The organism is Actinomycetospora chibensis (assembly GCF_028737215.1).
GTDB lineage: Bacteria > Actinomycetota > Actinomycetes > Mycobacteriales > Pseudonocardiaceae > Actinomycetospora > Actinomycetospora chibensis.
In genome coordinates, this window is sequence record NZ_JAQZAM010000006.1 from 308023 (window position 1) to 328954 (window position 20932).

18 protein-coding genes are annotated in these 20932 nt (G+C 73.2%); 6 read left to right on the forward strand and 12 right to left on the reverse strand.

From position 1 onward, the window contains the following. Positions 1 to 85 precede the first annotated feature (85 nt). Positions 86 to 1357, reverse strand: coding sequence for an extracellular solute-binding protein (locus tag PH189_RS11895; protein WP_274188994.1), 1272 nt, complete (start codon positions 1355 to 1357; stop codon positions 86 to 88). A 225-nt stretch (positions 1358 to 1582) separates the two neighbouring features. Between PH189_RS11895 and PH189_RS11900 the strand changes: the two genes are divergently transcribed. Then, on the forward strand, positions 1583 to 2620 hold the full coding sequence (locus PH189_RS11900) for a LacI family DNA-binding transcriptional regulator (protein ID WP_274188995.1): 1038 nt from the start codon (positions 1583 to 1585) through the stop codon (positions 2618 to 2620). Further along, the gene (locus PH189_RS11905) at positions 2617 to 3906 is read left to right on the forward strand and encodes a DUF4032 domain-containing protein (protein WP_274188996.1); all 1290 of its coding nucleotides are present in this window, start codon (positions 2617 to 2619) and stop codon (positions 3904 to 3906) included. Before PH189_RS11900 ends, PH189_RS11905 begins: the two co-directional genes overlap by 4 nt. A gap of 10 nt (positions 3907 to 3916) precedes the next feature. On the opposite strand, the gene PH189_RS11910 is transcribed toward PH189_RS11905, so the two are convergent. The 3 genes from PH189_RS11910 to PH189_RS11920 all read right to left on the reverse strand — a co-directional run bounded on the left by PH189_RS11910 (position 3917) and on the right by PH189_RS11920 (position 7231). Beyond that, positions 3917 to 5560 (reverse strand): glycoside hydrolase family 13 protein, encoded by a 1644-nt coding sequence (locus PH189_RS11910; protein WP_274188997.1) that lies wholly within the window; start codon positions 5558 to 5560, stop codon positions 3917 to 3919. Between the two features lie 62 nt (positions 5561 to 5622). Continuing rightward, positions 5623 to 6099 (reverse strand): hypothetical protein, encoded by a 477-nt coding sequence (locus PH189_RS11915; protein WP_274188998.1) that lies wholly within the window; start codon positions 6097 to 6099, stop codon positions 5623 to 5625. 97 nt (positions 6100 to 6196) lie between these two features. After that, positions 6197 to 7231, reverse strand: a complete 1035-nt coding sequence (locus PH189_RS11920; RefSeq protein WP_274188999.1) for an alpha/beta fold hydrolase — start codon at positions 7229 to 7231, stop codon at positions 6197 to 6199. Between the two features lie 129 nt (positions 7232 to 7360). Here PH189_RS11920 and PH189_RS11925 point away from each other — a divergent pair, with 129 nt between their 5' ends. Continuing rightward, complete coding sequence (locus tag PH189_RS11925; RefSeq protein ID WP_274189000.1) at positions 7361 to 7744, forward strand: HNH endonuclease; 384 nt, start codon at positions 7361 to 7363, stop codon at positions 7742 to 7744. Here the strand turns inward: PH189_RS11925 and PH189_RS11930 are convergent. The 5 genes from PH189_RS11930 to PH189_RS11950 form a co-directional block, all read right to left on the reverse strand. Beyond that, positions 7741 to 8376: a TenA family protein gene (locus PH189_RS11930; RefSeq protein ID WP_274189001.1), complete on the reverse strand. Its 636-nt coding sequence runs from the start codon at positions 8374 to 8376 to the stop codon at positions 7741 to 7743. The genes PH189_RS11925 and PH189_RS11930 overlap by 4 nt on opposite strands. Positions 8377 to 8551: 175 nt before the next feature. Continuing rightward, on the reverse strand, positions 8552 to 9382 hold the full coding sequence (locus PH189_RS11935) for an aldo/keto reductase (RefSeq protein ID WP_274189002.1): 831 nt from the start codon (positions 9380 to 9382) through the stop codon (positions 8552 to 8554). Positions 9383 to 9468: 86 nt separating this feature from the next. Further along, positions 9469 to 11025 (reverse strand): asparagine synthase (glutamine-hydrolyzing), encoded by a 1557-nt coding sequence (gene asnB / locus PH189_RS11940; protein ID WP_274189003.1) that lies wholly within the window; start codon positions 11023 to 11025, stop codon positions 9469 to 9471. Positions 11026 to 11132: 107 nt separating this feature from the next. Beyond that, positions 11133 to 11750: an NUDIX hydrolase gene (locus PH189_RS11945; protein ID WP_274189004.1), complete on the reverse strand. Its 618-nt coding sequence runs from the start codon at positions 11748 to 11750 to the stop codon at positions 11133 to 11135. Next, on the reverse strand, positions 11747 to 12085 hold the full coding sequence (locus PH189_RS11950) for a DUF3024 domain-containing protein (RefSeq protein WP_274189005.1): 339 nt from the start codon (positions 12083 to 12085) through the stop codon (positions 11747 to 11749). Before PH189_RS11950 ends, PH189_RS11945 begins: the two co-directional genes overlap by 4 nt. Before the next feature lie 161 nt (positions 12086 to 12246). Here PH189_RS11950 and PH189_RS11955 point away from each other — a divergent pair, with 161 nt between their 5' ends. The 3 genes from PH189_RS11955 (at position 12247) to PH189_RS11965 (ending at position 14386) form a co-directional block, all read left to right on the forward strand. Beyond that, entirely contained in the window at positions 12247 to 12747 is a 501-nt protein-coding gene (locus PH189_RS11955) for a hypothetical protein (protein ID WP_274189006.1), read from the forward strand. A gap of 196 nt (positions 12748 to 12943) precedes the next feature. Then, entirely contained in the window at positions 12944 to 13522 is a 579-nt protein-coding gene (locus tag PH189_RS11960; protein ID WP_274189007.1) for a peroxidase-related enzyme, read from the forward strand. A gap of 9 nt (positions 13523 to 13531) precedes the next feature. After that, positions 13532 to 14386 carry an NAD(P)-dependent oxidoreductase gene (locus PH189_RS11965; RefSeq protein ID WP_274189008.1) on the forward strand — a complete coding sequence of 285 codons (855 nt, stop codon included), beginning with the start codon at positions 13532 to 13534 and terminating at the stop codon, positions 14384 to 14386. Positions 14387 to 14441: 55 nt separating this feature from the next. Here PH189_RS11965 and PH189_RS11970 read toward each other — a convergent pair whose 3' ends face one another. The 3 genes from PH189_RS11970 to PH189_RS11980 all read right to left on the reverse strand — a co-directional run bounded on the left by PH189_RS11970 (position 14442) and on the right by PH189_RS11980 (position 20662). Beyond that, a complete protein-coding gene (locus tag PH189_RS11970) occupies positions 14442 to 15632 on the reverse strand; it encodes a glycoside hydrolase family 6 protein (RefSeq protein ID WP_274189009.1) in 1191 nt (396 codons plus the stop codon). A gap of 222 nt (positions 15633 to 15854) precedes the next feature. Then, complete coding sequence (gene glxA / locus PH189_RS11975; RefSeq protein WP_274189010.1) at positions 15855 to 17813, reverse strand: radical copper oxidase GlxA; 1959 nt, start codon at positions 17811 to 17813, stop codon at positions 15855 to 15857. Then, positions 17810 to 20662 carry a glycosyltransferase family 2 protein gene (locus PH189_RS11980; RefSeq protein WP_274189011.1) on the reverse strand — a complete coding sequence of 951 codons (2853 nt, stop codon included), beginning with the start codon at positions 20660 to 20662 and terminating at the stop codon, positions 17810 to 17812. The genes glxA and PH189_RS11980 overlap by 4 nt, the downstream gene beginning before the upstream one ends. Positions 20663 to 20932: the final 270 nt, after the last annotated feature.

Genomic DNA, 20932 nt, shown 5'->3' on the forward strand with positions numbered 1-20932 from the left:
CCACCCCCGTCCGAGGGCAGCACGGTCGCGACGCAGGGGCGACCGGACGGCAAGGGAGCACGTCGATAGGGGTCGTTGCGGGGGATCACAGCAGAGCCTCCTTCCTCAGCACCGCGGTGATGAGTGCGGTCGCCGCCTCGTTGGTCGCGCCGGGCGTCACCGCGCCCGGCGGGTGGAAGGTCCGCTGGATGCCGCCGGAGACCTCGGCGTAGTACGGGGTCTGGGGCCGGGGCTTGGCCAGGGCGAGGGAGTCACGGATGACCGGGGCCATCGGGAACTCGGCCACGACCTCCGGGTCGTCGAAGACCGAGGGCCGCGAGGACGGGTTGCCGTTCGAGACGAAGTAGTACGACGAGTTCGCCGGGCTGGAGATGCACGTCGTCGCCTCGTAGGCGAGGTCCGGGTGCTCGCTGAACGCGCCCACCCCGAGGTTGATGCCGCCGAGCGGCGGCGCGCTGGGCCGGTCGGGCGTGACCTGCGGGTAGATCGTCCACCCGTAGTCGTCCGGCACCGACTGGGGCAGCGTGCCCTCCTCGACGGCGGACGTCGCCTTCCCCCAGATGAAGGGGTAGTTGACCATGAACGCGGCCGAGCCCGACTGGAAGGACTCCGCGTTGGTGTCCTCGTCGGCCGTGGGGAACCCGGGCGGCGCGACACCCGCGTCGCCGAACGTACGGAGGATCCGCGCGGCCTCGATGCCGGGCGGGGCGTTGAGGCCGAGCTGGACCAGCGCGGGGTCCTCCTCGCCGACGTTCGTGATGATCGAGCCGCCACCGGACTCGACGAGGGCGTTGACCCACACCGTCAGCGACTCGCCCCGGACGCCCTGCGCGGCGATCTGCGTCCGGGCCCGCGCAGCGGCCTGGATGATCTGGTCCCAGGTCACCGGCCGGCTCATGTCCAGCCCCATCCCCGCGACCGCGGACTTGCGGTACCAGAGCAGCTGGGTGTTGGCCCAGAACGGCACGGCGACGAGACGGCCCTGCCACGTCGAGGCCTCGATCGAGCTCGGGAACCGGTCCTCGCGGGCGGCCGCCTCGACGGCCGGCGGCATCGGCGCGAGGAAGCCGGCCTGCGCGAACTCGGGCACGTAGGGCGGGTCGATGCTCATGATGTCGATCGACGAGTCGTTGGCCGCCAGGCGGCGCACGAGCTGCTGGCGCTGCTCGGACGCCTGCCGGGGCAGGGTCGACGTCGCGATCGTGTAGCGCCCGTTGGAGGCCGCGGTGCAGCGCGCGGCGATCTCGGTCTGGCCCCCGTCGTCGGGGTTGATGTACCAGGTGAGCACCGGCGGCCCGGACGGGCCGGAGCTGCACGCCGACACCAGTGCGGCCATGACCGCGACCACGACGGTCATGGACCACCGCAGCCGTCGTCGTGGGTGGCCCATTCGGTCATCCCCTTCCCAGCACGGGAGATGGAAGCGCTTCCGGGGGAGAGTGGTGACCCGGGTCTCACAAGTCAAGCGCTCAGAGCGACCGGCTGATGACGCTGTGACGTTTGGGGCAACATGCCCGCACGCCGGCTCCAGCGCGCCCGTCGACGTCTGGAACCGCTTCCAGTCGCGTGCCATGCTCCGCCCGTGACCGGGGACACGGGTGGTGCGCAGGCTCCGCTGCGCTCTGCCTCGCGCGTGACCCTCGACGACGTGGCCCGCCACGCGGGCGTCTCGGCGGCGACGGCGTCGCGTGCCCTCGGCGGCGGACCCCACGTCGCGGCGGCCACCCGGGAGCGCGTCCGTGCCGCCGCCGAGGAGCTGGACTACGTCGCCTCCCCCGAGGCCGCGCGGCTCGCGGGCGGGCCGACGGGCCGGGTCGCCGTCCTCGTCCCGCATCCGTCGCGATGGTTCTTCGGCGAGCTGCTCGAGGGCCTCGAGGGCGAGCTGCGGGCCGCCGACCTCGACCTCGTCCTCTTCCGCGTCGGCGGGCCCGAGGAGCGCGCGGCGTTCTTCGCCCGCCTGCCGGCGCGGCGCAAGGTGGACGCCGTCGTGGTGCTCACGCCGGTGGACGAGACCGAGCACGCCCGTCTCGCGTCCCTCGACGTGGCCGTGGTCGCCGCGGGCGGCCGGGTCGCGCCGTACCCGTCGATCGCCGTCGACGAGCACGCGGCCGGGCGCCAGGCGATGGACCACCTCCTGCACCTCGGGCACCGGAGGATCGGGATGATCGACGTGGAGGACGCCGGGCGTCCCGACGGCCGGCGCGCGGCGTGGGAGGCCGCGCTGCGCGATGCGGGCGTCGGGCCGGACGGGGACCTCGTCGTCACCGTGTCCGCGGACGGGGAGGGCGGCGCCGACGGGATGGCCCGCCTGCTGGGCCTGCGCTCGCCGCCGACCGCGGTGTTCGCCCACAACGACGAGATCGCCCTCGGCGCGGTGCGCACGCTGCGCCGCGCGGGCCTGCGCGTCCCCGAGGACCTGTCGGTGATCGGGATCGACGACCACCCGCTGGCCGCGCTCACCGACCTCACGACCGTCGCCCAACCGGTCCGCGAGCAGGGCCGGCGGGCCGGCGAGCTCGTGCGGGCCGCTCTGCGCGGGGAGCTCGACCAGCAGGCCGCGACGTTGCCGACCCGCCTGGTGCTGCGTGGCACCACGTCACCTCCGGCGGCCCCGCGGTGACCGCGCCGGAGCTGCGTCTGCGGGCGCCGAGCCCGGGGCTGCTCGCCCTGCCGTGGGAGCGCCCCCTCGGCGAGTGGGACGCGGCCACGGTGCCGCTGCGCGAGCTCCCGGTGGGGCCGAGCCGCCACCTCGTGCGGTTCGTCGAGGTCGACGGAACGCTCTGGGCGCTCAAGGAGCTACCGCCGCGCATCGCGCGCCGGGAGTTCGACGTGCTGCGCCACCTCGAGGACGAGTCCCTCCCGGCGGTGCGCCCGGCCGGGCTCGTGACCCAGCCCGACCACGACGCCGCGATCCTGCTGACCCGCTACCTCGTGGGGTCGTGGCAGTACCGGCGTCTCATCGCGCGGCTGCCCCCGAACCGGCCCGCGCACCGCGAGCGCCTCTTCGACGCCATGGTCGGCCTGCTCGTCGAGCTGCACCGCCACGGCGTCTACTGGGGCGACTGCTCGCTGTCCAACACGCTGTTCACCCGCGACGGGCAGCTCTACGCCGCCCGGCTCGTCGACGCCGAGACCAGCGAGGTGCATCCGTCGCTGTCCGACGGGCAGCGCGCCCAGGACCTGGAGATCCTCGTCGAGAACGTGGCGTCGGGGATGGTCGACCTCGCGGCGAGCCTCGGTCGCCCGCCCGAGATCGAGGACGAGCTCATCGCCGAGGCGATGGCGCTCCCGGAGCGCTACGACGCGCTCTGGAATGCGCTGCACGCGATGCCGCAGTTCGCCTTCGGCGACCGCTACCGCGTCGAGGGGACGGTGCGCGAGCTCAACGACCTCGGCTACATCGTCGACGAGGTGAACCTGGCCCCGGCCGAGGATGCCGACGGCGGCCTCGTGCGCCTGCGGATGGCCGTCGGCGATCGCACCCACCACGCCCGCTACCTCAAGGAGCTGACCGGGCTCGAGGTCGGCGAGGGCCAGGCCCGCATCCTGCTGGGCGACCTGCGCGCCCACCAGCGGGAGATCAGCCGTGACCAGTCCCGGCGCGTCACCGAGGGGGAGGCGATCGCGAGCTGGCTGCACGACGTCCTCACCCCCGGCATGCGGCGCGCGCACGCCGCGGTACGCCACGTCGGCACCGCGGTGCAGGCCTACTGCGACCTGCTCGAGGTCCGCTGGCTGCTCTCCGAGCAGGCCGGCGCGGACGTCGGGACCGAGCGGGCGCTCGAGGCGCTGGCCGAGCGGGCACCCACGGACTCCGCCGCCCGCGCGCTCGTCGCCGACACCGCGTCCGACATCCCGATCGTCGCCCCCGACCCGGCCGTCCCTCCGGTGCCCCCGGACTGGTGAGCGCTGGTGCTCAGGACACGGCGAGCCACACCGCGGCGTCGCTACCGAGCCGCCCGTCCTCGAGGGGCACGCTCGTCAGCAGCACCTCGTCGTGGGCGGGCAGGTCGATCGGCGCGTCGGACAGGTTGACCACGCAGGCGAAGCCCGGCTCGCGGCGCAGGTGCAGCACCGCGTCGCCGGGCGCCGAGACCCAGGTCAGGTCGCCGTCGCCCAATGCCGGGTGGGCGCGCCGACGGGCGAGGACGGTGCGGTAGAGCTCGAGCACCGAATCGGGGTCGCCCTGCTGGCGCGACGCGGCGTAGCGCGCCCACCCGTCGGGCTGCGGGAGCCACGGCTCGGCCGCCCCGTCCGGGCTGAAGCCCGCCGACGCACCCTCCTGGTCCGACCACGGGAGCGGCACCCGGGCGCCGTCGCGGCCGCGGACCGTGTGCCCGGAGCGCTCCCAGGTCGGATCCTGACGTTTGTCGTCAGGAATGTCCTCGACCTCGGGCAGGCCGAGCTCCTCGCCCTGGTAGACGTACATCCCGCCCGGAAGCACGGCCTCGAGCAGCAGGGCCGCGCGGGCGCGCCGGGTGCCCAGGGCGAGGTCGGGGGCGTCGTCGGAGACCGGCGGCACCGCGGACGTCGGGACGCTCTCCGGCTCGCGGGCGGGCCGTCCGTAGCGGCTCGGGTGGCGGACGACGTCGTGGTTCGACAGCACCCAGGTCGCGGAGGCGCCGACCTCGCGCAGGTGGCCGGTCGTGATGTCGACGGCCTCGCGCAGCGCCGTCGGGTCCCAGGGCGCGACGAGGTAGTCGAAGTTGAACGCGGTGTGCAGCCGGCCCGGCGCCACGTACCGGGCGAGCCGCTCCGGCGCCGGAGTCCAGGCCTCGGCGACGAACATGCGGTCACCGGGGTAGGCGTCGGCCACCCGCCGCCACGACTCGTAGATCTCCAGCACGTCGTCGCGGTCGACGAACGGGTGTCCGCCCGGCGCGTAGCTGCGCCCGAGCAGGTCGTCGGCGTCGCCGAGGTCGGGCAGCGTCGCGTCCTTGACCAGCCCGTGCGCGACGTCGATGCGGAACCCGTCGACGCCGCGGTCGAACCAGAACCGCAGGACCGCCTCGAACTCGGCGGCGACGTCCGGGTGCGACCAGTCCAGGTCGGGCTGGCCGGGGTCGAACAGGTGGAGGTACCAGGAACCGTCGGCCACCTGCGTCCACGCCGGCCCACCGAAGTGCGAGCGCCAGTTGTTGGGCGGCTCGGCGCCGTCGGGGCCCGACCCCGGCCGGAAGACGTAGCGGTCGCGCGCGCCGGGCTCGTCGGCGAGCGCGGCCCGGAACCACACGTGCTGGTCGGACGTGTGGTTCGGGACGATGTCGGGGACCAGCCGCAGCCCGTGCTCGTGGGCGTCGACGATCAGCTTCTCGGCGTCCGCCACGCTCCCGTAGGCCGGGTCGATCGCCCGGTAGTCGGCGACGTCGTAGCCCGCGTCGGCCTGCGGCGAGGCGTACCAGGGGTTGATCCACAGCGCGTCGACGCCGAGGTCGGCGAGATACGGCAGCCTCTCGCGGATGCCCGCGATGTCACCGATCCCGTCGCCGTCCGCGTCGGCGAAGCTGCGGATGTAGACCTGGTAGATGACGGCGTCGCGCCACCAGGGCGTGTCGGGCACGGACGGCTCCTGGTTCGGTCGTGGGGTGACGGCCCCTCCCACGATGCCCGATGAGCCGGGGCTCAGGCGCGGACCGTGGCGCGCTCCTCGATCTCGTCGTCCTCGTACTCGTCCTCGAACTCGTCGTCGTACTCGTCCTCGAGGTCCTCCGGCGCGGTGATCTCCTCCGGCGCCGGGGCCTCGTCGATGCCCTCGGGGGCGCGGCGGGCGCGCAGCGTCTCGGTGGCCCGGCGCAGCATCTCCAGCGCCTGCGCGGCGAGGCGGACGACGAACGCGAGGAACAGGCGCGCCTGCTCCATGACGAACGCGACCGCCGCGCCCGCGCTGCTCTGGCCCTCGGGAGCCGCGTCCTTCTCCGTCGTGCCGCCCGCGCTGCTCTCGCCGAGACGGTCGGCGAGGCCGTCGACCTTCTCGACGGCGCGGTCGACCACGGCGGCCAGCACGCGGCCGGCGAGGACGGGGAGCATGCGCTTGGCGGCCTCGCCCAGGACCTGGTTGCTCATCTGACGGGGACCGGGGGTGGTGCCGTTGGTGGTCATCACACCCGACGCTAGACGTGCACAACCGGATCGACACTCCCCCGACGGCACCCACCCCGGTGGCACCTGCCCGGTCCCGCTCGCATCCGGACCAGGGCTACACCGGACGCTCGAGCATCTCCCGGATCGCGGCGTCGACGAACGCGGTGTCGTCGGGGTTCTGCCCGCCGCCCGCGAAGTGGCCCCACACCCCGGGGATGACGCGGACGTCGCCGTGGGGGATGTGCTGCGAGGCCCAGACCTCGTCCTCGGGCGGGAAGTAGAGGTCCTTCTCCGCCGGCATCGCGAGGAGGGGGCAGCGGATGGAGTTCAGTGCCGCCACCGTGTCGCCGTCGAAGCCGGGTGTCTGCCCCACGTCGCCGTGCTCCCACGTCCACAGCATCGTGAGCAGGTTGTTCGGGTCGCGTCCGTCGAGCCAGAAGCCCTCCCAGAAGCCGACGAGGAAGTCCTCGAGCGACACGAAGCCGAGCCGGCGCCACTCCTCCTGCCAGTAGAACGCCTGCGAGAAGCCCCAGCCGGCGTAGATGCGGGCGAACGCGCGCAGCCCGCGCAGCGGCAGCGCGTCCGGCGCGTACCACCCGTCGGCGAAGGCGGCGTCCGCGCGCATCGCCTCGCCGAGGGAGTACAGGAAGACCTTGTTGTGGTCCGCGGTGACGCTCGACCCGCAGAACGGGACGGCCCGCTGGACCATCTCGGGGTGGCTGACCGCCCACTGGTAGGTCTGGCCGGCGCCCATCGACCAGCCGGTGACCAGCGCGAGGGTCTCGATCCCGAAGTGCTCGGTGACGAGACGGTGCTGCGCCTCGACCTGGTCGTGGAACGTCACGAACGGGAAGCGCGCGCGGTCGTGGGGCATCGGCTGGTTGCTCGGTGAGCTCGACAGCCCGTTGCCCAGCATGTTCGGGACGATGATGAACCACTCGGCGGGATCGAGCGCCATGCCCGGGCCGATCAACCACTCGTTGTCGGTGTGCCACCCGGAGAACCAGGTCGGGTAGACGATCGCGTTCGACCGGTCCGCGTTGAGCGTCCCGTACGTCCGGTAGGCCAGCCGGGCGTCCGGGAGCGTGATGCCGTGCTGGAGGACGACGTCGCCGAGCGGGAAGAGCTCGGCGTCGGTGGGTGGCGGCATGCGTGGGCCCTCTCGGTCGGCGGTGACCCCCGCCGCGCATCCGAGCACGCCGGACGGGCACACCGTGGGCGCGGGGCGTGATCGTCACGAGACCGCAATGTCCGCCGCCCGGTGGCAGCATGGAGGGCGATGCGGCAGCCGGGGCGACGGGAGCGTCTGCTCGCCGCGCGCGAGCGCGACGGCGACACCTGCCTCTGGTGTGCGCGCCGCCTGACCGGCACCGTCGCGGCCACCACCGACCATGTCGTGCCCAAGGTCAAGGGCGGGCCGTCGTGGCTGGAGAACGAGGTCGCCGCCTGCCGCCGCTGCAACGGCGAGCGCGGGCACCGCGGGGCGGTGGAGTGGCTCGAGGAGTGCGAGCGACGCGGCTGGTCGCCCGATCCCGCCCGCCTGGAGCGGGTGCTCGTGTCGCTGGCCGACGCCATCGCCGAGCGGGGCGGTCAGCGCCGTGCCCGGCCGCACCTCGACGCGCAGCTGCGCCGGCTCCGCAAGCGCTGGCCCTCGGCGGCCTAGCGGTCCCCGTAGGCGGCGTCGAAGAACGCGAGCTCCAGGTCGACGGCGCGCCGGAAGACCTCGCCCATGCGTTCGCGGGCGAGGTCGTCGACGCCGGCCGCGACGCGGTCGGTCTCGGCGCGCAGGAGGTCGACCCACGCCGTGAAACCGGGCCCGCGGTGCAGGTCGATCCACTCGCGGTGCAGCCAGTCGGGCGGCGCGGTGTCCGGACGGGTGGCCCAGTCGAGGTAGAGCCACTCGGCGACGAGCAGGACGGTCAGCGCGACGCCGTAGGCACCCGACCGGCGGGCGTCGTCCATGAGGTCGAGGAAACCCTGCGTGGGCGGGAGCGGCTCGACCGGCGGCGTGACCCCGAGGCGCGCGAGGGCGCGCGCGAAGTAGTCGTCCTCGTCCGACGCGACGAGCCCGAGCTGGCGGGCGATCGCCAGGCGCGCCTGCGTGTCGTCCGCGGTGGCCACGGCGGCGCCGAGCAGGGCGACGAACCGATCGAGGAACAGGGCGTCCTGGGCGAGGTAGCGCGCGAGGACGGCGTCCTCGACGGTGCCCGTCCAGAGCTCGGCGACGAACCGGTGGCCGGTCGCGGCGTCCCAGGTGGTCGACGTCGCGGCGCGCAGATCCCTGGAGAAGCTCATGATCACCTCGCGCGACGTGGGGCTTTCCTGACGTTGAAGGTCGCGTGGCCCCCAGGCTGGCACCCGGCCCCCACGCGTGGCGCGGCCCGGGCACCGGCGAGCGGGGCATTCGCCGGTGACCGGGCCGCGGGGCGTCCGGGCGCGCGCGGGAGGCCGCGCGCAGCCCGGATGGTGCTCAGCGGGCGAACTCGTCGGGGTCGGGACCCAGGCGCTCCGCCTTCTCCATGTTGTTGATCGTGTTCATCTCGTCGTCGGAGAGCTCGAAATCGAAGATCGCGAAGTTCTCGCGGATGCGCTCCGGGGTCACCGACTTCGGGAAGATGATGTTGCCGAGCTGGATGTGCCAGCGGAGCACCACCTGCGCGGTGGACTTGCCGTGTGCCTGCGCGATGTCGGCGAACTCGGGCGCGTCGAGCAGGCCCTTGCCCTGGCCGATCGGGCTCCATGCCTCGGTGCGGATGCCGTGGCGCTCGTGGTACGAGCGCAGGCCCGCCTGCTGCATGTGCGGGTGCAGCTCGATCTGGTTGATCGCGGGCACCGTCTCGGTCTCCTCGAGGAGCCGGTCGAGGTGGTGCGGCTGGAAGTTCGAGACGCCGATCGTGCGCGTCTTCCCGTCGGCCTTCGCCTGCTCCAGGCCCTTCCACGTGTCGACGTAGAGGTCCTTGCCCGGCAGCGGCCAGTGGATGAGGTAGAGGTCGACGTAGTCGAGCCCCATCGCGCGCAGGCTCTCGTCGAGCGCGGTCTGCGAGTCCTCGTAGCCGTGGTTCGAGTTGTTGCACTTCGTCGTGATCCACAGCTGGTCGCGGGGGATGTCCGACTTGGCGACGGCCTCGCCGACCTCGGCCTCGTTGCCGTACATCTGCGCGGTGTCGATGTGGCGGTAGCCGGTGTCCAGCGCCTCCCGCACCGTCTCCGCGGTGTCCGACGGGTCGATCTGGAACACGCCGAAGCCCAGCTGCGGGATGGTCGTGCCGTTGTTCAGTTCGATACCGGGGACGTCACTCATGCCGCTCGATTACCCGGGACCGTCCGATCCTCAACCAGCGGGTGTGAGCGGTTGTCGGTGTCCGGACACCGACAACCGCTCACCGGCTACGCCGTGGCGAAGGCGCCCAGGGTCGCGTTCGGGCGGACGCCGGAGAACGACCGGTGCCAGGTCCGGTAGTACGCGATCTCCTCGTCGCTGCGCAGCTCCCAGCCGTGCTCGACCGTCGGGGTCTCCGCGTCCTGCGCGTCCTCCTTGGCCTTCTCCTTCTCGACGAGCTTGGCGAGCACGTCGCCGGCGCCGGAGCCGTCGCCGAACTGCTCCTTGCCGCGCCAGATGATGTCGTACGGCACCATCCCGTCGAAGGCCTCGCGCAGCAGGTGCTTCTCGGTGCGGTCGTGGATCTTGAGCTTCCACTCCGCCGGCAGGGCGAGCATCTCGCGCATGACCGTGGCGTCGAGGAACGGCACGCGCGCCTCGAGGCCGTAGTTCATCGTGGCGCGGTCGCAGCGCTGCAGGTTGAGCTCGTGGAGGCTCTCGATGGAGCGCACCAGCTCGGCCTGCAGCGTGTCCGGCGTCGAGAACTCGTCGCTGTGCACGTACTCGTAGCCGGCGAAGAGCTCGTCGGCGCCCTCCCCGGTGAGCACCACCTTGACGTGCTTCACGGCCTCGCGGGCCAGGAGCAGGTTGGGCACCGCGGAGCGCACGAGCGCCGGGTCGAAGTGCTCGATGACCGTCACGGCCTCGTCGAGCGCCTCCTCGAGGTCGTCCGCGGTGGGGACGATCTCGTGGTGGTCGGTGCCCAGGTACTCGGCGACCGCGCGGGCGGCCAGCAGGTCGGCCGAGCCCTCGGTGCCGACGGCGAAGGTCGGCAGGCGCTCGCCCTTCTCCTCCGCGACCTTCGCGGCGATGGCCGCGACGATGGCGGAGTCGAGCCCGCCGGAGAGGAACACGCCCACCGGGACGTCGCTCATCATGTGGCGGCGGATCGAGTCGGAGAGCACGTCGCGGATGTGGCCGAGGTCCTCCTCGGTCCACTGCTTGTCCGGGGCGAGGCGGGCCGGACGGACCTCGACCGGCACCGCGTCGGCGAACCGGACCATCGCGCCCTCGGCGATGTCGTGGCCGGCGATGCCCGGGGTCCAGACGTGTCCGGGCGGGAAGGCCTCGACGTAGGGCTGGTCCTCGGGGTCGAAGGCGCGCAGCTCGCTGGCGAAGATCGTCGTCTCGCCGAGGCGGGCCCAGTAGAGGGGCTTGATGCCGATGGGGTCGCGCGCCACGGCGCCGCGCCCGTCGGTGTGGGCCATGGCCAGCGCGAACATGCCGCGCACCTCGTACAGCGCGGCGGAGCCGTCGCGGAGCACCAGGCGGAACGCCGACTCCGTGTCGGAGTCCGTCGCGAAGCGGACCTCCGAGAGCACGTCTCGGATGTCCTCGTGGTTGTAGATCTCGCCGTTGCCGACCACGTAGGCCGAGTCCGTGTCGTCGGCGATCGGCTGCTTGCCGCCCGTCACATCCATGATCGAGAGACGCTGGTGGCCGAGCCACGCGTTCTCGAGGTGGACCCGGCCGGTGTCGTCAGGTCCTCGGTGGTGGATTCGAGCGAGCATCCGCTCGCATTTCTCGGCATCGATCGAACCGTAGGCAGCGACGATTCCGCACACGTGTGCTCACGCATCCTCGTATCGGGGTCGTTGTCCAGACAACCACGATCCACGCCGCCGTGCGCCGTATCGGGGCACGCGTCACGTGGCCTTAACGGTCAAGCCCGTCAGCGCCAGGCGAACACCGGCTGCTCGAGCCCGTCGACCCGCGTGGTGCGCCCGTGCAGCGCGACCTCGCGGAACTGCAGCAGCACGGCGCCGGTGGGGGCGTGGATGTAGTGGCCGACGAGCGGCATCTGCACCACGGGCCGCGGGGACTCCTCGATCGTCAGGTAGCGCGGCTCGACGTCGAGCTCGTCGAAGGTGATGTGGAAGAGCTCGGAGACCTCGTCGGGCGACGGCACGAGGTCGCCGACCGCGCCGGGCGCGGCCATCACCACCGGGGTGATCACGAAGCCGGAGCGGGTCGGGTAGTCGTCGAGCAGCCCGAGGACGGCGTCGGGACCGAGGGCGAGCCCGAGCTCCTCGTCCAGCTCGCGCCGGGCCGCGGTGACGGTGTCCTCCCCGGGGTCGACCGAGCCGCCGGGCAGCGCGAACTGGCCGGGGTGGTCGCGCAGCTTCGAGGTGCGCCGGGTGAGCAGCACCCCCGGCCCGCGCTCCGGATCGTCGAGGACGACGACGGCGACGGCCGCCCGGCGCAGGTCCGGGCGCTCGGCGACGCGGCGGTCGTCGCGGTCGTGGCCACGGACCCGTGCGGCCACCTCGTCCGCCCAGCGATGCGTCATCCCCAGAAGATGCCGGTCGGATCGGCGTCGATGATGTCGAGGAGCGGCGCGGGCGAGCCGGCCTTCGTCTCGTCCGGGTAGCGGTGCCAGCGGCCGCTGGAGTCCGGCCAGAGCAGGATCCAGCGGTCCTCGTCGGGCACCAGGCGCAGCTGGGCGAGGGGCTCGGTGGTCCAGTTGGTGCCCAGCTCGGGGAACACCGGCGCCCGCCGGACCGAGATCGTGATCCGGCCGGCGCGCTCGGTGTACGAGATGCGCAGCGAGTCGCGCTGCGCCTCGGGGACGCGACGGGCGCACCACTGCCGCACGAGAGCGCGGTGTTCGTCGGGGACCTCCACGGGCGTCACTGTGACACGCCCGCCCCGACGCCCGGGAGTGCCCCGCACCACTGATCGTCCGGAGCCCGACGACCACCCGGTCCGCGCCGGACGGGCACGGCCTGCCAGCATGCGCCGTCGAGCAGGACGGACGAGCCGGGCCGGGACGAGAGGGGCGAGGCGTGAGCGCTGGGACACGCCGCGGGAGGGCTGCGCGGGCCGGTGCCGGCGCGGTGCTCGGGCTCGGGCTCGTGCTGGGTGCCGCCGCGTGCGGTGGCGCCGCCCCGCAGCCCGGCGCGGTCCCGCCGGCCGCCGCGACCTCCGCGGCCCCCGCGACGCCGGACCCCGCCGTGCGCCCCTACTGCGACACCGTCACGCGGGTGCAGGGCGAGCAGGCCGCACCCGGCGCGGGCCAGGGCGGGGTGCCGACGTCCTCGGCCGCCGCTCGCCAGCAGGTCGCCGACCTCGTCGCCGTCGCCCCGCCCGAGATCGCCGGCGAGTGGCGCACGGTCCAGTCGCTCACCGACCAGGCGCTGGCGTCCCTCGCCGACACCGGCGGCGACCCGTCCCGCATCGACCGCGCGACCCTCGAGCGCCTCCAGCGCGAGGCCCAGCCCGCGGTGACCCGCATCCAGGAGGTCACCCAGCAGCGCTGCGGCATCACCTTCCGCCCGCCGGGCTGAGGCAGCGTGGCCGCAGCGAGGGTCACCCTCGCTGCGTCCGACGCAGTCGAGGGGTCCCTCGCTCCACATCGGGCGAGATAGGTGGATCGAACGAGGGTCACCGTCCCTGCGTCCCACGCAGCTGAGGCGTCCCTCGCTCCACACCCGAGCCGCGCCGACACTGGCCGACGAGGCGGCGGAGACCTACGGTCCGGCGGTGACCGAGTCCATCAGCCGCTTTCCCGTCGTCGAGCTCGACGAGCTCCCCGACGACCTCCGCGAGCGCGTCGGCGCCATCGCCGAGCGCTCGGGGTTCGTCCCCAACATCTTCCGCGCCCTCGGCCACCGGCCGGCGGAGCTGCGGGCCTTCCTCGACTACCACGACGCGCTCATGGAGCGGGAGTCCCCGCTGTCGAAGGCCGAGCGCGAGCTGGTGATCGTCGCGACGTCCGGCGCCAACCACTGCACCTACTGCGTGGTCGTCCACGGCGCGATCCTGCGCATCCGCAGCAAGGAGCCCGAGATCGCCGACCACGTCGGGATCAACCCCTACGGCGCGGAGCTCGACCCTCGCCGCCGCGCGATCGTCGACCTGGCGCTGTCGCTCGCCCTCGAATCGGCCTCGCTCAGCGAGGACGACCTCGACGACGCCCGCGACGCCGGCCTGTCCGACGAGGAGATCTGGGACATCGGGGCGATCACCGCCCTGTTCGCGATGTCCAACCGTCTCGCGCACCTCACCGCGTTGCGACCCAACGCCGAGTTCTTCGGCATGGGCCGCGAGCCGCGGGGGTAGGCGGCCTCCATGAGCACCACGGTCGCAGTACTCGGCACCGGGATCATGGGCGCGGGGATGACCCGCAGCCTGCTCCGCGAGGGCCTCGAGGTCACGGTCTGGAACCGCAGCAGCGACAAGGCGAAGCCCCTCGCCGACGACGGTGCGCGGGTGGCGGAGACGGCGGCCGACGCGGTCGCCGGCGCCGACGTCGTCATCACGATGCTCTTCGACACCGACGCCGTGGCGCAGACGATCGAGCCGATCCTCCCGCGGTTCCGCGACGGCGCGGTGTGGGTCCAGGCCAGCACGGTGGGCATCGAGGGCACCGACCGGCTCGCCGCCCTCGCGCGCGATGCCGGCGTCGACTACCTCGACACCCCGATGCTCGGCACCAGGGCGCCCGCCGAGAACGGTCAGCTGGTGGTGCTGGCCTCGGGTCCGGCGTCGCTGCGGGACACCGTGGCGCCCGTCTTCGACGCGATCGGCTCACGCACCCAGTGGGTGAGCGAGACGATCGGCGACGCCAGCAGGCTCAAGCTCGCCATCAACGCCTGGATCGGCGTGATGATCAACGGCATCGCGCAGTCGATCGCCCTCGCCCGCGGGCTCGGGATCGACCCGCAGCAGTTCCTCGACGCCGTCGACGGAGGCGCGGTGAACGCGCCGTACGTGCAGCTCAAGGGCAAGGCCATGATCAACGGCGAGTACACGCCGTCGTTCGAGCTCGACGGCGTCATCAAGGACACCGACCTGATCACCGCGGCGCTCCGCGAGGCCGGCGTGGACACCACGCTGGCCACCGCCGTGCGCGACCGTCTCGCCGCCGCCTCGGCCGACGGCCACGGCGAGCAGGACATGGCGGCCGTCGTCCACGCCTACTGACGTCCTCCGTGCGTGGTCTTCTCGGCCGTAGCAGGGAAGATCACGCACGAAGGGGTCAGGCGCCGGGGGTGTTGCGGGCGAGGTCGAGGGCGTACTGCGGCCAGAAGTCGCCGGCCGCCGGGGCGCCGCGGCAGTCGCCGTCGGAGTCGCCCGGCTCCTTGACCCACAGGAACGCCGCCACCTGAGGGTTGCCGGTGTCGCGGGTGGGCGGGGAGCCGAGCGCGCGGCCCGGCGGGTTGCACCAGCTCGGCTGCTCGGGCCCGTTGTAGGTGCCGTTGCCGTTGCGGCTGGTGTCGATGACGAAGCGTGTGCCGCCGAGCTCGTCCGAGACGCGCTTGCCGTACGCCTCGACCTGGTCGGTCTCCATGAAGTTCGCGACGTTCAGGGCGAAGCCGGCGGCGTCGTTGACCCCCGACTTGCGCAGCCCGTCGGCGAGCTTGCCGATGTCGGTGACGAAGCCCGGGTTGCCGGCGTCGATGTAGACCTCGCCGCCTGCGCTCGTGAGCTTCCGGACGGCCTCGGCCAGCAGCTCCTCGCGGCCCTGCTGCTCCCCCTGGCCCTCGCAGTTCGTGAGGGTCTGGGGGAGGGCGTCGGGCTCGAGGACGACGACGGACCGGGTACCGCCCAAACCGCGGGCGAAGGCGTCCAGCCACTCGCGGTACGCGCCCTCGTCCTCGGCGCCGCCGCTGGAGTACTGGCCGCAGTCGCGGTTGGGGATGTTGTAGGCCGTGAGGACCGGGGTGCGGCCGGCCGCGCGGGCCTGCGACACCACACCGGCCACCTCGCCCTCGACGCCGCCGGTCTCGCCGGTGGGCCAGATCGCGACGGGCTGGCGGGCGATCTTCTCCAGCGCCGCCGCCTCGTCGGTGCGCCCCTCGGAGCGCCACTGCTCGATCTGGCGGGCCGCGGCGGACCCCGGGTCCACCCAGAACTCGGACGCGGCCGGGGCCACCGGCGAGCCGCCCTCGGACCCTCCCTCACCGGACTCGCCGCTGCAGGCGGCGACGCCGAGGGCCGTGGCGACGACGGTCACGACGGCCACCCCTGCCACGAGCCATCCGCGACGCGGCCGGCGGGAGCCACCGCGGCGCTCGGCAGCGCGGGTCTCGGCACCGCGGGTCTCGACACCGCGCGTCTCGACACTGCGCGGCTCGGCACCGCGCGGCTCGGCACCGGGCGGCTCGATCCGGATGGGCTGGGTGTCGGCTTCCGGCATCCCCGGCATCTCCTCCGGCACCTTCGACACCTCCGCTCCACCGCGTCGTCCGTGCGTCTCACGTGCCACCGTCGTGCCACCCCCGGGCGTGTCGTCCATTCGGACCCAGGCTCCCAGGCCACCTCGTGGCGTCGGTGTGGGGGGAGGCGCCGCCCGCCGCGGCCGGGCGGCCGCTCACCCGGCTGTCACCCGAGCAGGGGCCCGGATCATGGCCGTCGAGGTCGCCGGGCCCCCAGGAGCGGGCGACGGAGGTCACGATGCGGCCGCCGGACCGGCCTCCGGTACCTCGATCCAGCGCGCCTGTGACGGCACGCCGCGGTCGTCCACGAGGAAGAGCATGTAGCGGCCCGCAGGCGCGATCGTGCGGTCCTCCGGCATGGTCACCGAGACGCCGGTGTCCGTCTTCGTCATGTCCAGCGCGATGGAGCGCTGCCCGACGTCGGTGACGTGCGTCGACGCCATGGGTGCCATGAGACGGGCGCTGGTGATGCGCGCGGCGTCGGGCGTCGGGACCTCGGCGGTGCGCCCGAGCGCGAGCGTCGTGGGGGCCTCGCCGACCGTCGGTTGCGGGCCGCGGAAGAGGTACGGCGGCGTGTAGATCTCGATGCGCTGCTCGAACGTGCCCGGGATGGTGCCCGCGGCGTCGTCGAACAGCGGGTCCGAGCCGACGACCATGACGCGGCCGTCGGGCAGCAGCATCGACGCCGAGTGGTAGTTCCTGCCCACCTGGGGGTCCGCGGCGTAGTCGAGGGTGTTGGTCTGCGGCCGGTAGAGGCGCGCGTTGTGGTTGTTCGAGTCGCCCTTGCCGCGGTAGTCGCGCGACCCGTTGCTGATCAGCAGCGAGTCGTCCGGCAGCGTCGTCAGGTTCGGGTAGCGCGTGCCTTCGGGCAGCATCGGCCCCGGCGTCCACGTCGGGTTCGGGCTCTTGAGGTCGATCGTGTCGATCCGGGCGCTCGACCGCGGGCTCTCGCCGACGCCGCCACCACCGACCACGGCGATCCGCTGGTCCTGCACGGGACCGACCCAGGCCGAGCCCGCGGTCTCCAGCAGGTCGGGGTCACGCATGCCGGGGATCGGCGAGAAGATGTTGTTCTTGAGGTTCCACATGCCCGGGACGCGGCCGAGCTCCGACGAGCCGTACCCGGCGTTCGCGCCGGAGTAGAACAGCTGGTCCTCGCGCGCGGTCTGGAACAGCGCCGGGTAGGTCGGGAAGTACTGGGTGAGGTCCTTGCGCTCGGTCCAGCGCCGGGTGGCGGGGTCGTAGATCTCGTTCTGCCCGTTGAGGATCTCGCCGGTGCCGTCGAGGCCCGAGACCGCGATGACGCTGCCGTCCGCGAGCGGCGTGAGCGTCGGGTACCAGCGCTTGAAGAACATGTCCCCGACGCGCTCGTAGGACTCCGTGAACGGGTTGAACTCGTAGGTCTCCTCGATGCCCTGGTAGTCCTGCTTCTCCATGGTCATCGCCTGGCCGAGGGCGTAGATGTTCTGCCCCTCGGCGGGGGTGAGGCCGTTGACCGAGTACTGCTTGGGACCGACGGCGACGTACTGCGGGCCGGGCGCCACGGCCTCGGCGAAGACGATGGTCTCGCTGGCAGTGACCGTCGCGCCGCGTCGCGTCGCGACCTTGTTCGCCGGCTGCACCGTGAACGAGTGGCCGGCGCGGTAGACGAGCCCCTCGGGCGACCGGAACTCCGTGCCGGCGGGGAACGTGCGCGGCGCCGCGTCCGGGTCCTCGTTCTTGACCGTCACGCCGCCCGCGGCGTTGACCACCGCGCCGTCGAGGCGCTCGTAGCGCTGGGTGCCGCCCGCGATGAGCAGGTTGCCGTTGCCCAGGAACGTGTGGCCGGCGCAGAACATGTCGTCGGGCGTGGGGACGACGCGGCTCCGTCCGGTGGCGGGGTCGTAGACGAGGCTCTTGAACGTTCCCGCGTTGAACATGTCCTCCTTGTTGCCGGAACCGGCGATGAGGAGGATGCGCCCCGTCGGGAGCACCGCCGCGTGGATCGCGTTGACCTTCTGGTCGTCGGGGAGGTCGACGACGTCCCACTTGCCGAACTGCTCCTTGTACTCCTGGCTGTTGATCAGCTGCTGGTGACGGAGCTCGGAGATCCACGCCCAGGCCGGCGGGACGTTCACGCCGAGCATGACCGCGGGGACGACGACGAGGAGCAGGAAACGCTTGACCCGCCTGGTCAGCCCCTGCTCGATCAACTCGCCTCCGTCCGTCGCCCTTCGATGTCCGGCGGCACCCCTGCGGGGTCCTGCCGGGCGGGACCGGCCACCGCGGCCAGTGCCACCACGCGCACGGCGACCGTCGGCGCATTGACCGAGCCGGTGTCGGGCGCGCGGCTCCCACCGTCTCGTCCGTCGTGTCGCTTTGCTGTTTCGTTACCGATGCTAGACCCCACCGAGACCGGCATCACGGCCTCGGTCCCCTCGGCCTCGAGCTCCGCCGGGGTGGAGAACAGCATCGGCGGGCGCTCGCGACGCGGGCCGGGGCGCGGGGTCCGCTCGGGACCACGGCCCGGGGCCGCGTCCGGACGGGGTGCCGGCGACGGCGGGGTCGGACGGCCGACCGGGGTCTCGCTCGGGCGCGGCGCGGGGGGCTGGACCGCACCCTGGTGCTCGGCGGCGGGGGCGACGTAGCGCCCGCCGTGCTCGGCGGCGGGACGCTCGCCCGGACGGGCCGGCGGCGCCGGGAACGGGCTGGGCGCCGGACGGGGCGTGGGCCGGGGACGCGGTCCCGGGGCGCCACCGGGGGGACGTGCTCCCGGCGGGACGGCGGACGGCCCCGGCGGCGGGCCGGCGGGACGCGGGGGACCCTGGGGGGCCTTCGGACCCGGGTGGGGTCCGGGCCGCGGCGGCTGGCCGGGCTGGCCCTGGGGTCCGGGCTGGCCCTGCGGGCCGGGCTGGGGAGCCGGGCCCGGCGTGGGCCGCGACCGCGGCACCGGAGACGGCGTCGGGTCCACGACCGGGGTGTCGTCGCGGGCGTGGCGACGGCCCGGGGTGGGCCGGCTCTCCGGGGTGGGGCGCTCCGGGCGTCCGTCGCGCGGGGCCGGCTTCGGGGCGCTGTCGGCCCCGGCCCGGCGATCGCGACCCGCGAGCGAGGCGGTGCGGACCCAGCCGGCGGGCAGGTCGCCCTCGGGGACGGCCCCGGTGCGGTCCGCCTCGCGCGCCCCGACGCCCGCGGGCACGGCCTCCGGACGGGGCGAGCGGCGGGTGGCGCTGCCGGCCGCGAGCAGGGCGTCGAGCGCGGCGCGCTCGAGGGACTCGGTCGTGATGCCCGAGCGGCCGTCGGGCAGCACGGCGGGCGGTGCGGCGTCGATGGCCGGCTGGCGCCCGACGATGCGCTCGACCAGGCAGAGCACGGGCGGCGCGAGGCAGGCGGCCAGCGCCACGGCGGGCCACAGCAGCACGGCGGGCGCGGCGTAGCCCTGCAGGATCGCGAGCACGATCGCGCCGATGAGCAGCGCCGCCCACTGCAGGTGCCGGCGGAAGGTCAGGATGTGGTCGGCGCTCGACGACAGACCCTTCGGCGTGACGACGAACTTGGCCGGCAGCCGCAGGACCGTGGCGATCAGGGACGCCGCGAAGATCGGCGCCGCGAAGATCGACATGAGCATGCCCTTGATGCCCGAGGAGCCCTCGGGCTCGTAGGGGCTGACGTTGTAGCGGCGGTTGCGCAGGTAGACCCAGAGCTGGAACGCCGTCGCGTCGATGTAGAGCGCCAGCCACAGCTGCACCGGCACGACCACGCCCTGGACGCCCAGGGCCAGGAAGAGGCAGGCGTTGACCGCGCCGAGCACCCAGCCGATGGCCATCGACGGGTAGAACGTCGTGATCAGGATGTAGTGCAGCGCCCGGCCCGGCGAGAGTCGGGGCAGCCGGAAGATCATCTCCTTGAGTAGCACCTCGAAGGTGCCGCGCGACCAGCGCATCTGCTGGGAGAAGAAGTCGCCCCAGGACGACGGTCCCTCGCCGACCGCCAGCACGTCGGGGGTGTAGACCGACTTCCACCGCCGCCCCGACGCCGCGTTGCGCCGGGTGTGGAACTTCAGGCCGGTGGCCATGTCCTCGGTGATCGAGTCCGAGAGGCCGCCCACGGCCCGCAGGGCGCTGATCCGGATGGCGTTGTTCGTGCCGACCAGCATCGCGGCGTTGTAGCGGTTGGCCGCGCGCTGGATCAGCGAGTGGAACGGGAACTGCTGCGACTCCGCCGCACGCGTCACGAACGTCTCGTCGTTGGCGTAGCACTGCGGGCCCACGACGTAGGCGACGTCCGGGTCGCGGAAGTAGCCGAGGATCCGCTCGGCGTAGTTGGGCAGCGGCACGTGGTCCGGGTCGACCGAGAGGAAGACCTCGTACGAGTCGCCGTGCTCGGACACCCAGGCGTTGTAGTTGCCGTGCTTGGTCTTCGCCTTGAACGCGCCCTTGCGCTGGTTGTACTTCTCGATCCCCTTGCGGGTGAAGTGGTTGACGCCCAGCTCGCGGCACATCGCCTTGACGTCCGGGTCGTCGCCCTCGTCCAGGATCCAGACGTCGAGGATCCCGTCGTACTGGATGCGCAGCGCCGCCTGGAGCGTGCCGCGCACGACGTCGATGGGTTCCTTGCTCGGCACGATCGTCGTGAGGAAGGCGATGCGCTGGTCCGGGCGCGGGGGGACGGGCACCGGGTCGCGGGAGATCACCGACGCGAGCGACAGCGAGAAGACGTTGATCAGCCGCAGGAGCTCCATGAGGCCGATCGAGCCGATGACGACCCAGTTCGCGTAGATCGCGAAGGTCGAGCCGAAGACCGGGGGCCGGTGCGAGGGGTGCAGCAGCCAGAGGAAGAAGAGGGCCTCGAAGGCGAAGTTCAGACCGGCGACGAGCAGGGACCGGGCGACACGACCGCGACCGTGCACGGCGTCGACCCCGCGGTAGGCCACCCGGTAGGCGCCCTCGGCGGGGTCGGGCTCGCGGATCGGCCCGGCGAGCTGGGAGAACTCCTGGATGCGACGGCCGACGACGAGTTCGGACTCGTCGACCTCATCCGGGGGTCGCTCGGCAAGAAGGGTCATCGGCCGTTTCGTCTCGATTCTCGCGACACCGAGTGGTCGGTCGTCACGAGCCTCCCGTCGTCGTCACGGCCCCTCACGGGCCCGCGAGGGGCGGTCGCCGCCGACGCGCGATCCTCCCGTCGGTCGTCTCCTCGCCGGAACCGTTGTGGTCAACGGTCCCGGAAAACGGTAAGGCCATCACCCACCGTGCTCACCCAGGGGGACGTTCTTCGGCCGTCCCGGGCCCCGACATCCCGCAACATCGCACAACGTTGGCCCGATCGAGGGAGA

What these genes read in the sequence shown, in the direction of transcription:
- PH189_RS11895 (WP_274188994.1), bottom strand. Translation starts at nt 1,357, where the DNA reads ATGACCGTCGTGGTCGCGGTCATGGCCGCACTGGTGTCGGCGTGCAGC.
- PH189_RS11915 (WP_274188998.1), bottom strand. Translation starts at nt 6,099, where the DNA reads ATGACCACCAACGGCACCACCCCCGGTCCCCGTCAGATGAGCAACCAG.
- PH189_RS11920 (WP_274188999.1), bottom strand. Translation starts at nt 7,231, where the DNA reads ATGCCGCCACCCACCGACGCCGAGCTCTTCCCGCTCGGCGACGTCGTC.
- PH189_RS11925 (WP_274189000.1), top strand. Translation starts at nt 7,361, where the DNA reads ATGCGGCAGCCGGGGCGACGGGAGCGTCTGCTCGCCGCGCGCGAGCGC.
- PH189_RS11930 (WP_274189001.1), bottom strand. Translation starts at nt 8,376, where the DNA reads ATGAGCTTCTCCAGGGATCTGCGCGCCGCGACGTCGACCACCTGGGAC.
- PH189_RS11935 (WP_274189002.1), bottom strand. Translation starts at nt 9,382, where the DNA reads ATGAGTGACGTCCCCGGTATCGAACTGAACAACGGCACGACCATCCCG.
- PH189_RS11945 (WP_274189004.1), bottom strand. Translation starts at nt 11,750, where the DNA reads ATGACGCATCGCTGGGCGGACGAGGTGGCCGCACGGGTCCGTGGCCAC.
- PH189_RS11965 (WP_274189008.1), top strand. Translation starts at nt 13,532, where the DNA reads ATGAGCACCACGGTCGCAGTACTCGGCACCGGGATCATGGGCGCGGGG.
- PH189_RS11980 (WP_274189011.1), bottom strand. Translation starts at nt 20,662, where the DNA reads ATGACCCTTCTTGCCGAGCGACCCCCGGATGAGGTCGACGAGTCCGAA.